The organism is Bradyrhizobium arachidis, from assembly GCF_015291705.1.
Classification (GTDB): Bacteria; Pseudomonadota; Alphaproteobacteria; order Rhizobiales; family Xanthobacteraceae; genus Bradyrhizobium; species Bradyrhizobium arachidis.
In genome coordinates this window covers 3,416,664-3,429,818 of the sequence record NZ_CP030050.1, presented here as the reverse complement: position 1 = coordinate 3,429,818, position 13,155 = coordinate 3,416,664, and the positions used below count along the sequence as shown (strand labels likewise).

Below are 13,155 nucleotides of genomic sequence, written 5' to 3'. Positions count from 1 at the left end.
CAGCATAGCCCATCTTGGGCCAAGTGACCAAACCCCCGGCAACGCGATGACGGAAATATGTTACCGTTGTGCTCTGCGACATCAGGCTTGCGGCAACGGATCGACACGCCCGGGCGACCGCAGTGAGAACACGGCATTCACTCTGCCAGCAGCACGTCGACGGCGACGCCGAGCTTCTGTTTCGGCGAACCGACGATGATGCCGTCGACCGGCGAGACGTCGGAGAAGTCGCGGCCGACCGCGAGCATGATATGGTCATTGGCGACCAGGAGATCGTTGGTCGGATCGAAATCGACCCAGCCGAGCTCCGCCCCGCACCACAGCGACACCCAGGCATGGGTGGCGTCGGCGCCCTGCAAGCGCGGCTGACCCGGCGGCGGAATGGTGCGCAAATAGCCGCTGACATAGGCCGCCGGCAGACCGAGGCCGCGCAGCCCTGCGATCATCACATGAGCGAAATCCTGACAGACGCCGTGGCGCTTGTCGAAGACCTCGTTGAGCGGCGTGGAGATCACGGTGGCCTTGGGATCGTAGCGGAATTCGGTGCGGATGCGATGCATGAGATCGACCGCGCCAGCGAGGATACCCCTGCCTGACGCAAAACTCTCTGCAGCATAGGCACTGACGGGACGCAGCACCGGTACCAGCGGGCTTGCAAAGACATAGCCGACCGGCGAGGACGGCCCGAGGCTGGTTGCTTCGAAGGCGATGTCGCGAACGCTCTCCCAGGGCGGGCTCGACGCATCGCGCGCCGGCGGCTGCCGCTCGACGGAGACACGCGAACGTGAATCGATCCGCAAGTTGCGATGCGCCGCCTCGATCACGATGCTCTCGGTCAGCGTGCCGAAGAAATCGCGCCGGACGTGACGCTCGGCCGGACGCGGACGGATCTCGACGCGATGCGAGATCAGCTCCTGGCCATTGCCGGTTCGCGGCTCCAGTCGCAGCGTGCAGCGGGCGAAGCTGACCGGACTTTCATACTCGTAAGTGGTGACGTGACGGATGTCGTAGATCACGCCAGCCCCGTCAGCTTTTCCGGCCGGCTGGCATTGGGGCCGTGCGGGAAGTAGTGCAAGCCCACCGCCTCGGCGAGGCTGAGCAGATCCTGCTCCAGTCCGAACAGCGTCTTGACCTCGAGCTTCTCGGCTTCTGCGGTGGCGAGCATCGCCTGCACCGCCACCGCAAGCCGCTGCGGCTGCTCGATCAGGCCGTGCTCCTTCAGGCTCGGCAGCGCGGCGATGTGCTCGTTCAAGGTCGCGACCTGGAACGCGACGGACCGCGGGTTGTAGGTGTCGAGCACGGCGAGGTCGCGCACGGGCGCGAGGATCGGCGCCAGCAGATAGCGCGAGCGATAGGTGATCTGGGAATCCACCAGCGTCAGCAGGATGTCGAGATCCTCATCGCCCGCCTCGTCATATGCAAATTGACGTGCAAAGCGCGTGGTGTTGATGGCGCGCTCGGCGCGGCGGCCAATGTCGAGGAAGCGCCAGCCGGCCGCGCGGTTCATGTTCTCCTGCGCAAGGCCGGCGAAGCTCGCGAGCTCCTGCAAGGTGAGCTCGGCCGCGCTCAGCACGTCGTCGTCGTCCTCGACCTCGAGCGCGAGGCGCTCGGCCATCTCGGTGATGACCTGCCAGGCATCGGGCGACAACCGCTCGCGCAAGGAGGTCGCGGTGCGCTGTGCCGCGCGCACCAGCGACAGCGCCGAGCCAAAGCGCTCCGCGCTCTGCAACGCTTCGGCGACGATGCGCCCCGGCGCCGCGCGCGAGGCCTGCGAGATCGCGCCCCAGGCCACCAGCAGACGCTGGATGCGGTCGGCCGATTGCAGCGAGGCCGCTGTGCCCTTGTTGGGTCCGCTCGGCGAGCCCAGCGCGCGCACGAGGCGCAGCGTCGCCTCGGCGCGTTCGAGATAGCGGCCGAGCCAGAACAGATTGTCGGCGGCGCGGCTCGGCAGCACGCCGGCGATGCGGCGGATGCGGACCTTGTCAGTCGCCGGCAGCAGCGTCGCGGTCGAGACCTTCTTCTCGGAGACCACCCAGACGTCGGCCGCGCGCGCGCCGTCGCCCATCGACACCGCGCGCGCATCGGCTTGCTCGGCGATCCGGCAGAAGCCGCCGGGCATGATGGCCCAGCCGTCCGGGGTTGCGGCCGCGAACACGCGCAGCACGAAGGGGCGCGGCGTGAGCTGTCCCTGCTCCCACACCGGCATGGTCGAGAGCCGCACCACCTCCTGACCGACATAGTCCATGCCGCGCGCGCTGATGGCGTCGACCAGGCGCTGGCGACCGCTGGCATCGAGCTCGCTTGCGAGCACCGGACCTTTGCTGTCGAAGCCGGGAACGCCACGGCGGTAGGCGCCCTCGATCGCGACCTCGTCGAGCCGCGACAGCACCTCATCGCGCGCGTTGCGCTGGCCGCACCACCAGGTCGCGATGTGCGGCATCTTCAACTCTTCGCCGAGCAGGCGGCGGCTCAGCGCCGGCAGGAAGCCGAGCAGCGCCCTCGCCTCCAGGACGCCCGAACCCGGCATGTTGGCGACGACGACGCCGTCCTTGCGCAGCACGTCGATCAGGCCGGGCACGCCGAGATGCGAGGACGCATCGAGCTCGAGCGGATCGAGCGAGTTGGAATCGACCCGGCGCAGCAGCACGTCGAGCCGCTTCAGGCCGGCGACGGTGCGTATGTGGATCCGGTTGTCGCTGACGGCGAGATCGTCGCCCTCGACCAACAGGAAGCCGAGATAGCGCGCCAGCGTGGCATGCTCGAAATAGGTCTCGCTGAAGCTGCCGGGCGTCAGCACGCCGATGCGCGGCTCGTCGCGGTCGGCGCGCGCGCGAAGACTGTCACGGAACGCCTCGAAGAACGGCGCGACGCGCGGCACGTTCATCGACTTGTAGAGATCGGAGAAGGCCCGCGACTGCACCAGGCGATTCTCCAGCGCATAGCCCGCGCCCGACGGCGCCTGGGTGCGGTCGCCGAGCACCCACCAGCGGCCGTCGGGGCCGCGGCCGACATCGGCGGCATAGAGCGACAGGTAACGCCCGCCCGGCGGCGGCACGCCGCAGACCGGACGGAGATATTCGGGACTGCCGGCGATCGCGGCCGCCGGCAAAGCGCCCTCGGCGACCAGCCGGCCCTCGCCATAGATGTCGCGTAGCACGAGCTCCAGAAGCTCGGCGCGCTGGGTGATGCCGGCGGAGAGCTGCTGCCAGTCGGCCTCGTCGATCAGGAGCGGCAGTTGGCTGAGCGACCACGGCCGGTCGGCGCTGTCGCCGGGCGCGCGGTAGGTGACGCCGGCCTCGCGGAGGTGACGGTCGGCCATGGCGAAGCGCCGCTCGGCCTCGTCGGGCGCCAGCGCGCCGAAGGCGTCGAAGAAGCGGCTCCAGACCGCGCGGGGGGCACCATCGGGCCCCAGAAACTCGTCGGGGATGCCGGGCAGGCGGCTGTAGTCGCGGACCCATTGGGCGAGACGGCGCTGGCCTTCACGCTGGCCCTGCGCCTGCCCCGCTCTGTCATCCTCGGCTGCGCCCTCGGCCATGCCCCTCTCCCTGCCCCACCATCATACTCATTGCAGGAGCGGGGTCCGCAAGTCGAGGGTCAGCGGAAACTCATTTGTGCGTTCCTCGGGCGGCGGCTGCATCGGACCCGGGGTATGACCATGGTCCTGGAAGCGCGCCAGCCGCCGCGCCTCGGCCTCGTAGGTGTTGACCGGCTTGGTGTCGTAGCTGCGCCCGCCGGGATGGGCGACGTGGTAGACGCAGCCGCCGAGCGAGCGGCCGTTCCAGGTGTCGATGAGATCGAAGGTCAGCGGCGCATGCACCGGGATAGTCGGGTGCAGGCCGGAGGCCGGCTGCCAGGCCTTGAAGCGGACGCCAGCCACGGCCTCGCCCGAGCGGCCGGTCGCGGTCATCGGCAGGCGGCGGCCATTGCAGGTGACAATATGGCGGCCTTCGACGAAACCTTCAGCTTTCACTTGAAGTCGTTCAACCGACGAGTCCACGTAGCGCACGGTGCCGCCGGCCGAGCCCTCCTCACCCAAGACATGCCAGGGCTCCAGCGCCTGACGCAATTCCAAGGTCACGCCGCCATGATGAACGCGGCCGAAAGCAGGAAAGCGGAATTCGAGCTGGGCCAGATACCATTCCGGCTCAAAGGGATAGCCCGATTGCTTCAACTCAGAAAGCACATCAACGAAATCTTCCCAGATGAAGTGAGGCAGCATGAAGCGGTCGTGCAGCGCCGTACCCCAGCGCACGAACTTGCCTTGTTGCGGCTCGCGCCAGAATTTTGCGATCAGCGCGCGGATCAGGAGTTGCTGCGCCAGCGACATGCGCGGATCAGGCGGCATTTCGAGCGCGCGGAATTCGACGAGGCCGAGGCGGCCGGTCGGCCCTTCCGGCGAATAGAGCTTGTCGATGCAGATCTCGGCGCGATGGGTGTTGCCGGTGATGTCCACCAGCAAATGCCGGAACAGCCGGTCGACCAGCCACAGCGGCGTCTGGTAACCCGGCGGTGGCACGTGCGAGAGCGCGATCTCGAGCTCGTAGATGCTGTCGTGACGGGCTTCGTCGATGCGCGGCGCCTGGCTGGTCGGGCCGATGAACAAGCCGGAGAAGAAATAGGACAGCGAGGGATGTCGCTGCCAGTACAGGACCAGACTCCTCAGCAGATCGGGCCGGCGCAGGAACGGCGAGTCCTGCGGGCTCGAGCCGCCGACCACGACGTGGTTGCCGCCGCCGGTGCCGGTGTGGCGGCCGTCGACCAGGAAACGGTTGGCGCCGAGGCGCACCTTGCCGGCGTCCTCATAGAGGCCGGAGGTGATCTCGACCGCGTCGCGCCAGCTCTTCGCCGGCTGGATGTTGATCTCGATGACGCCGGGGTCGGGCGTCACCTTGATGACCTCGATGCGCGGGTCGAACGGCGGCGGATAGCCCTCGACATGGACGGGAAGCTGCATCTCCTCGGCGGTATCCTCCAGCGCCGAGATCAGCTCGAGATAATCCTCGATGCGCTCGACCGGCGGCATGAAGGCGCAGATCACGCCGTCGCGGATCTCCACCGCCATGGCGGTGCGCACCGGGATCGCAGTGTTCAGCTGCTCGGGCGCTGTCCGCGCCGGCGATGCCGGGCGCGCCATGCGGGTGAACACCGGGAGCTTGCCGCGCGGCTCCATCGGGTCCTGCTCGACGATGTAGGGATACTGGTTGGGCGGGACGTGGCCGAGCGAGCCGATCGGCAGGCGCAGGCCGAGCGGTGAATCGCCCGGCGACAGGAACAGGTGATTGCGCCGGAGCGGCCAGCGCTCGCTGCGCCAGCGCGGCGGCGCATTCCAGCGCTGGATCGGCAGCACGAAGCCGCGCGGCGTGGTCAGGCCCTGATCGAACACCCGGGCCATGCGGGCGCGCGCTTCGGGATCGGACAGCTTAGAGTCCGTCGGATCGACGTTGACCGGAAGCTCGGCCTCCTTCTGCAGCCAATAGGCCGGGTCCTCATAGGCCGGCATGATGTAGCCGAGGTCGAGACCGAGCCGCGCCGCCGTGCCTTCCATGAAGGCCTGCGCGTCCCTGACCTCCGGCCGCCGCGGATTCTCGATCTTGGCAATGAGATCGGCGTTCTTCCAGATCGGCACGCCGTCCTTGCGCCAGTAGAGACCGAAGGCCCAGCGCGGCAGGCTCTCGCCCGGATACCATTTGCCCTGGCCGTAATGCAGAAGGCCGCCGGGCGCAAAGCGCGTGCGCAGGCGGCGGATCAGGTCGTCGGCGAGCGTGCGCTTGGTCGGGCCGACGGCGTCCGTATTCCACTCTGCCGCTTCGAGGTCGTCGACCGAGACGTAGGTCGGCTCGCCGCCCATGGTGAGCCGCACGTCTTGGGCAACGAGATCGCCGTCGACCTGCTCGCCGAGATCGTTGAGGCGCGCCCAGGATTCGTCGGAGAACGGCTTGGTGATGCGCGGCGCTTCGCGGATGCGCTTCACGCTCATGTCGAAGGCGAACTCGACCTCGGCAAAACCGGCGCCGCCGGAGATCGGCGCGGCCGAGCGATAATGCGGGGTGGCGGCGACCGGGATGTGCCCCTCGCCCGCCAGCATGCCGGAGGTCGCGTCGAACCCGACCCAGCCGGCGCCCGGCAGATAGACCTCGGCCCAGGCGTGCAGATCGGTGAAATCGTTCTCGACTTCCGGCGGGCCCTCGATCGGATCGATGTCGGGACGGATCTGGACCAGGTAGCCGGAGACGAAGCGCGCAGCGAGGCCGAGATGGCGCAGCGTCTGGATCAGCAGCCAGGCGGAGTCGCGGCACGAGCCGGCACCGGAGGCGAGCGTTTCCTCCGGCGTCTGCACGCCGGGCTCCATGCGGATGATGTAGCGGACCTTCTTCTGGAGCTCCCGGTTGAGCTCGACCAGGAAGTTGACCGTGTTCGGTGCTTCATGCGGGATGGTGTCGAGATATTTCGCGAACAGGCGATCGGGCTTGATGGTCTCAAGATAAGGCGCGAGCTCCGTCTTCAGATCCTTCGGATACTCGAACGGAAAGCTGTCGGCATAGGGCTCGACGAAGAAGTCGAACGGATTGACCGTGGTCATCTGCGCCGTGAAGTCGACCTCGAATTTCAGCTCGGTGGTCTTCTCCGGAAAGACGTAGCGGGCGAGCCAGTTGCCCTGCGGGTCCTGCTGCCAGTTCACGAAATGATTTGATGGCGTGACCTTGAGCGAATAGCTCAGGATCGGCGTGCGCGTGTGCGGCGCCGGCCGCAGGCGGATGGTCTGCGGTCCGAGATCGATCGGGCGGTCGTATTTGTAATGCGTGACGTGATGTAGTGCGACGTAGATCGACACGGGGTGCGGTGCTCCAGCAGCTTTTTTGAGCAGAACACCGCTGGTGACATCGATCAAGCACTAACAACGGGCACGGTGTGCCTACGGCACGGGCGAGTGGTGAGTAGCGAAGCCAGGCGAATGGCGAGTAGGGAGTGGCGAATGGGGGCGGAATGCTCTACTCGCTACTTCCTATTCGCTACTCGCCACTCCCCATTCGCCCCTCTCACATCGTCGCGCCCAGCACCCAGGGCGCGAACTCGGCGCCGCCGAAATCGAAGCTTTCGCTCTTGGTCGGCTGGCCGGATGCGGTCTTGAGGATGAGATCGAAGATGCGCTGGCCGCATTCCTGAACGCTCTCCTCGCCTTCGAGGATGGTGCCGCAATTGACGTCCATGTCCTCTTCCATGCGCTTGTACATGGGCGTGTTGGTGGCGAGCTTGATCGACGGTGCGGGCTTGCAGCCGAACACGCTGCCGCGGCCGGTGGTGAAGCAGACGAGGTTGGCGCCGCCGGCGACCTGGCCGGTCGCAGCGACAGGGTCGTAGCCGGGCGTGTCCATGAAGACAAAGCCCTTCTTGGTGATGGGCTCGGCGTAGCGCAGCACCTCGACGAGATTGGTGGTGCCGGCCTTGGCCATCGCACCGAGCGACTTCTCCAGAATGGTGGTGAGGCCGCCGGCCTTGTTGCCGGGGCTCGGATTGGCGTTCATCTCGGCGCCTTCGCGCTCGGTGTATTCGTCCCACCAGCGCATCAGATCGACCAGCTTCTCGCCGACCTCGCGGCTGACGGCGCGGCGCGTGAGCAGATGCTCGGCGCCGTAGGTCTCGGGCGTCTCCGACAGGATCACGGTGCCGCCGTGGCGCACGATGAGATCGCTCGCAGCCCCCAGCGCCGGGTTGGCGGACACGCCGGAATAGCCGTCCGAGCCGCCGCACTGCAGGGCCACGGTAAGCTCACTTGCAGGCACACTCTCGCGCTTGACCTTGTTGGCGTCAGCAAGTGCCTCGCGCACGAAGGCAATGCCGGCCTCGACCGTCTTGCGGGTGCCGCCGACCTCCTGGATGTCCATCGCGCGCAGACGCCCGGCGAGCTTCTGCTCTTCCATGAGCCCGCCGATCTGATTCACCTCGCAGCCGAGGCCGAGCACGATGACGTGGGAGAAATTGACGTGCCGCGCATAGCCGCCGAGCGTGCGGCGGAGCAGCGCCAAGGGCTCGTTCTGCGTCATGCCGCAGCCGGTCTTGTGGGTCAGCGCGACCACGCCGTCGACATTGGGGAAGTCCGCCAGCGGATTGTCGCCGGTGAAGGGGTTCTTCTTGAAGACGTCGGCGACGAGGCTTGCGACATGCGCGCTGCAATTCACCGAGGTGAGGATGCCGATATAGTTGCGCGTGGCGACGCGGCCGTCGGGGCGGCGAATGCCTTCGAAGGTTGCCGGCAGGTCGAAATTCGGCGTCGGCTTGACGTCGGCGCAATAGGCATAGTCCTTGGCGAAGTCGCCCATGCCGATGTTCTGCACGTGCACATGCTGGCCCGGCGCGATCGGTGCGGTCGCAAAGCCGATGATCTGGCCGTAGCGGATCACAGGCTCGCCGACCGCGATCGGCTTGATCGCGACCTTGTGGCCGGAGGGAATGCGATCGACGGTGGTGACGCCGTCGGCGACGACCGTTCCCGGCGGCAGGCTGGCGCGCGCGATCAGCACGCCATCATCGGGATGCAGGCGGATGACGGGGCTGATGGTCATGGCGAATCTCCTTCGGAGGCGAATAGCGAGTGGTGAGTGGCGAATGGAAAATGGGGAGCAGCACTATTCGCTACCCCCCATTCGCCATTCGCAAGTTTCTTAGGCCTTGCCGCCCGACTCCTTGCGGGTCGCGTTGACCTGCATCTTGGCGTAGGTCGTCATCAGGCCGACCTCGTTCGAGAGCGTCACGAGCTTGAAGCCCATGTTGATGGCGCGCGCCGCGCCTTCGGCGCCGCTGCAATGAATGCCGGGGTTGAGGCCGCGCTTGCCGCACTCCTTGATGATCTTCTCGTAGATCGCGAGGATCTCCGGCTCGGTGCGGTCGAGCTTGGGCTCGAGGCCGTAGGAGAAGCCGAGGTCGGACGGGCCGATATAGACGCCGTCGATGCCCTCGACGTCGAGGATCGCTTCCATGTTCTCGACCGCGGTCTTCGTCTCCATCATCGGCAGCAGGATGGTGTCGGCATTCGCGGTCTTCTGATAGGAGCCCGCGGTGCCGTACATGCCCGCACGGATCGGACCGTTGGAGCGGACGCCCTGCGGAGGATACTTGGAATAGGAAACGAGGTTCCGGGCTTCCTGCGGCGTGTTGACCATCGGGCAGATCACGCCATAGGCGCCGCCATCGAGCACCTTGCCGATGATGCCGGGCTCGTTCCAGGGCACGCGGACCATCGGGGTCACCGGATGCTTGTCCATCGCCTGGAAGCACTGCACCATCGAGAGATAATCCTGCACGCCATGCTGCATGTCGACGGTGACGCTGTCGAAGCCGCATTGCGCGATCATTTCGGCCGAGAAGCCGGAGGGAATAGCGAGCCACGCGTTGACCACGGCCTTGCCCGACTTCCAGATTTCCTTGACCTTGTTCGCCACGTTGCCTTCCTTCTTTGTTGTTTGGACCGTGTTGTTTGGACCTTCGTCACCACGCCGAGCGCCGCCATGGCGTACCCTCGCTGTTACCGCGAACCGGGTCGCGGCGCTACGCTCGCAATGACGCAAGACCTATGCAATCGCCCTCTGGATGCCGGCCTTGCGGGCGGCGGTCACTATCGCCGCCCGGGTGCCGCCCGGCAAGGGGATGCCTCGATACCTTCACCGGCGGATTTTCCGCCCGGAATCAGTATCCCGGCGACGGAACCGGCCCCGCTACGCGCTCACCTTGGCATGGCCGCCGAGATACGCCGCGCGGATGGCTTCGTTGCCCCAGAGCTCGTCGGGCTTGCCGCCGAGCACGATACGGCCGGTCTCCAGCACATAGCCGTAATCGGCCACCGACAGGCCCATGCGCGCGTTCTGCTCCACCAGCAGCACGGTCGTGTTGCGGCGGATCTCCGAGATGATCTTGAACACCGCCTGCACGATGACGGGCGCAAGGCCGAGCGAGGGTTCGTCCAGCAGCAAAAGCCGCGGCTTGGCCATCAGCCCGCGTGCAACCGCGACCATCTGCAACTGGCCACCGGATAGCGTCCAGCCGAGCGCATTGCTGAACTTGCGGATATCCGGGAAGAGGTCGAACATCGCGTCCGCCTCGCGCGAGATCTCCGAGGTCGACGCCTTTCGATTGGAGGCACCGAGCATGATGTTCTCTTTCACCGTGAGGCCCGGGAAGACGCGGCGTCCCTCCGGCACGTGGCTGATGCCCATGCGGACGATCGCCTCCGGGCCGAGCCCCGCGATCGAATTGCCGTCGAACAGGATGTCGCCGGAGGTCGGCTTGGCGAGACCGGAGATGGCGCGCAGGGTCGTAGACTTGCCGGCGCCGTTGGCGCCGAGCAGCGTCACCACCTGGCCCTGCTCCACGGCGCAGGTCACGCCGCGCAGCGCTTCGATCTCGCCGTAGCGCACCACGAGATTGCGGATTTCGAGCAACGGCATCATTCGCTCCCGAGATAGGCGGAGACGACGTCGGGATGACGCAGCACGGCCATGGATTCGCCGTCCGCGATGCGGCGTCCGAAGTTGAGCACGGTGATGTGCTGGGCCGCTTCCGAGACCAGCGTCATGTCGTGATCGATGATCAGAATGGTCAGTCCCTGCGCGGCGATCCGCTTGAGCAGCTCGTGCAGCTCCAGCTTCTCGGTCGAATTGAGGCCGGCCGCGGGCTCGTCGAGCAGCAGCAGCGTCGGGTTCGAGGCCAGCGCACGCGCGATCTCGATCAGGCGCTGATGGCCGTAAGAGAAGCTCGAGATCAGCTCGTTGGCACGGTTGCCGAGACCGACGAAGGTCAGCGCCTCCATCGCACGCTCGGTGAGAGCGTCATCGCCCTTCCCGACCATGGTATTGCCGGGCCGCTCCGCGCCGATCTCAACATTCTCCAGCGCGGTCATCGAACGGAACAGGCGGATGTTCTGGAAGGTGCGGCCGAGACCTGCGGCCGTGCGCTGATGCGGCGGCATGTGGGTGATATCGGTGCCGTCGAGCACGATCCTGCCTGACGTCGCTTCATAGAGGCCCGAAAGCACGTTGAGCGTGGTGGTCTTGCCCGAGCCGTTCGGCCCGATCAGCGCGTGCACGCCGCCGCGCTTCACGGCGATATCGACGCCATCGACGGCCTTGAGGCCACCGAAATGCTTCGACAGGCCGGTGACTTCCAACACCGTGTCGCCGCCGACCGTTGCCGGCTTCAACTGCAGCGCGGCCGCAGCGGGCGGCGCCTTGGTTTTGGCGCGCCAGCGCGTGAAAGCATCGGCGACGAAGCCCCAGATGCCGTCGGGCATGAAGCGGATGATCAGGATCACGAACAGGCCGTAAATCGCGAGGTACAGCCCTGGCACGCTCTTGAGGAAACGCAACCATTCCGGGATCAGGATCAGAAGACCCGTGCCGATGGCCGAGCCGATCGGCGAAGCAACGCCGCCGAGCAGCGACATGGTCAGGAACACGATCGATTCCGCAAACGAGAACTGATCGGGGCTGACATAGGCAAAGCCGCCGGCGAACAGGCCGCCCGCGAGACCGCCGAGCAATGCGCAGAGCGCAAAGGCGTAGATCTTGGTGCGGAAGACGTCGATGCCGTTGACGCCGGCCGCCAGCTCGTTGTCGCGCACCGCGCGCATGGCGCGGCCAAGCTTGGTATCGGCGAGATGCCAGACCAGATAACCGACGATCGCCAGCATCGCGACGCAGAAGGCGAGATAGCTCTGCGACGACTGGAACAGCTCCGGGCGCTTGATGTTGGGAACGCCGTCGGGACCGTGCGTCAGCCAGATCGCGTTGATCATCACCAGCGTGACGATCTGCTGGAACGAGATCGTCACCATCGCAAGATAATGACCGCCGAGCCGCAAGGTCGACATGCCGAGGAACGCGCCGGCCAGCAGCGAGATCAGGCAGCCGCCGACGAGACAGACCCAGAAGCTGACATGCAGGTCCGTCGTGCCGATGCCGACCGCGTAGGCGCCGAGCCCGAAGAACGCGGCCTGCGCCAGATTGATCTGGCCGCACAGGCCGAGCACGACCGAGAGGCCGAACACCGCGATCGAGAACGTGGTGGCCTGCAGCAGGATGTTGTGGACATATCCGTCGAAGCGCATGGTCGCGGCGAGCGCGACGATGATCGCGGCGCCGATGAAGTACGGCAGATGCCGGACCAGCAGCGGCTTCGAGTGGATGGCGGGCGCCGGAATCGGCATGTTGTCGCTGGGGGCGCTCATGCTTTTTCCGCCACGCGTTCGCCGAAGATGCCCTGCGGCCGGAAGATCAGGAAGGCGATCAGCACCAGGAAGGCGAAGCCGTCCTTGTAGGGCACCGAGACATAGGCGGCCCCAAACGTCTCGATCACGCCGAGCGCAAGGCCGCCGATGATGGCGCCGGCGACATCGCCGAAGCCGCCGATGATGGTGGCCGCGAACGCCTTCAGCGCGATGGTCGAGCCCATCTGGATCGAGACGAACAGCACCGGCGCGACGAGAATGCCGGCGAGACCGCCGAGCACGGCCGAATAGATGAAAGTGATCATGATCATCGTGGAGACGGAGATGCCGAGCAGCGAGGCCATCTCCTTGTCCTGCGAGGTCGCCTGCAGCTTCTTGCCGAGCAGCGTCTTCTCGAAGAACCAGAAATTGAAGATCACGAGACAAATCGTGACGCCGATGATCAGGAGATACTGACTGTCGAGATAGACCGGCCCGACCTGAATGCCCGGCGTCTCAAACCAGCCTTCCAGGACCTGGGGCTGAGGGCCGTAGATCGCGAGCACGGAGTTCGCCAGCAGGATCGAGGCGCCGATGGTGGCGATGATCACGGGCAGATAGGTGCGGTGGCGCAGCGGATAGTAGACGCCGAGATTGAAGATGACACCAAGCAGCGCCATGCCGAGCAGCGCGACGATGAAGGCCGCCCAATAGGGCAGACCGGCTTCGATCGCGACGACCATCAGATAGGCGGCGACCATGGAGAATTCGCCCTGGGCGAAGTTCACCACGTTGGTGGCACGGAAGATCAGCACGAAGCCGAGCGCAACCAGCGCGTAGACGGCACCGATACCGATGCCGGTAAACAGGAGTTGTAGGGCGAGATCCATGACAAGCGTTCTGTTGGAGGTCAGATTCGTCCAATGAAAGACGTTTCGACCTCCCCGACTGGAATCGAG

The 13,155-nt window shown here is 66.1% G+C and carries 8 protein-coding genes; all 8 read right to left on the bottom strand.

Annotated elements, in window-relative coordinates; all coding sequences use genetic code 11:
- Nucleotides 1-137: 137 nt before the first annotated feature.
- Complete coding sequence (locus WN72_RS15810; protein WP_092216956.1) at nt 138-1,016, bottom strand: transglutaminase family protein; 879 nt, start codon at nt 1,014-1,016, stop codon at nt 138-140.
- Nucleotides 1,013-3,535: a circularly permuted type 2 ATP-grasp protein gene (locus WN72_RS15805; RefSeq protein WP_092216955.1), complete on the bottom strand. Its 2,523-nt coding sequence runs from the start codon at nt 3,533-3,535 to the stop codon at nt 1,013-1,015. The genes WN72_RS15810 and WN72_RS15805 overlap by 4 nt, the downstream gene beginning before the upstream one ends.
- Nucleotides 3,536-3,562: 27 nt before the next feature.
- Nucleotides 3,563-6,832: a transglutaminase family protein gene (locus WN72_RS15800; RefSeq protein ID WP_092216954.1), complete on the bottom strand. Its 3,270-nt coding sequence runs from the start codon at nt 6,830-6,832 to the stop codon at nt 3,563-3,565.
- Between the two features lie 205 nt (nt 6,833-7,037).
- Nucleotides 7,038-8,561: a UxaA family hydrolase gene (locus tag WN72_RS15795; protein ID WP_027558666.1), complete on the bottom strand. Its 1,524-nt coding sequence runs from the start codon at nt 8,559-8,561 to the stop codon at nt 7,038-7,040.
- Nucleotides 8,562-8,660: 99 nt separating this feature from the next.
- Entirely contained in the window at nt 8,661-9,437 is a 777-nt protein-coding gene (locus WN72_RS15790; RefSeq protein ID WP_027558665.1) for an HpcH/HpaI aldolase family protein, read from the bottom strand.
- Nucleotides 9,438-9,710: 273 nt separating this feature from the next.
- Nucleotides 9,711-10,439 (bottom strand): ABC transporter ATP-binding protein, encoded by a 729-nt coding sequence (locus WN72_RS15785; RefSeq protein ID WP_027558664.1) that lies wholly within the window; start codon nt 10,437-10,439, stop codon nt 9,711-9,713.
- Nucleotides 10,439-12,217: a branched-chain amino acid ABC transporter ATP-binding protein/permease gene (locus tag WN72_RS15780; protein WP_027558663.1), complete on the bottom strand. Its 1,779-nt coding sequence runs from the start codon at nt 12,215-12,217 to the stop codon at nt 10,439-10,441. The genes WN72_RS15785 and WN72_RS15780 overlap by 1 nt, the downstream gene beginning before the upstream one ends.
- Nucleotides 12,214-13,086, bottom strand: coding sequence for a branched-chain amino acid ABC transporter permease (locus tag WN72_RS15775; RefSeq protein ID WP_014496848.1), 873 nt, complete (start codon nt 13,084-13,086; stop codon nt 12,214-12,216). The genes WN72_RS15780 and WN72_RS15775 overlap by 4 nt, the downstream gene beginning before the upstream one ends.
- Nucleotides 13,087-13,155 lie beyond the last annotated feature (69 nt).

Excerpts from the sequence above, each read along its gene's own strand:
- WN72_RS15805 (WP_092216955.1), bottom strand. The coding sequence starts at position 3,535 with ATGGCCGAGGGCGCAGCCGAGGATGACAGAGCGGGGCAGGCGCAGGGC.
- WN72_RS15795 (WP_027558666.1), bottom strand. The coding sequence starts at position 8,561 with ATGACCATCAGCCCCGTCATCCGCCTGCATCCCGATGATGGCGTGCTG.
- WN72_RS15785 (WP_027558664.1), bottom strand. The coding sequence starts at position 10,439 with ATGCCGTTGCTCGAAATCCGCAATCTCGTGGTGCGCTACGGCGAGATC.
- WN72_RS15780 (WP_027558663.1), bottom strand. The coding sequence starts at position 12,217 with ATGAGCGCCCCCAGCGACAACATGCCGATTCCGGCGCCCGCCATCCAC.
- WN72_RS15775 (WP_014496848.1), bottom strand. The coding sequence starts at position 13,086 with ATGGATCTCGCCCTACAACTCCTGTTTACCGGCATCGGTATCGGTGCC.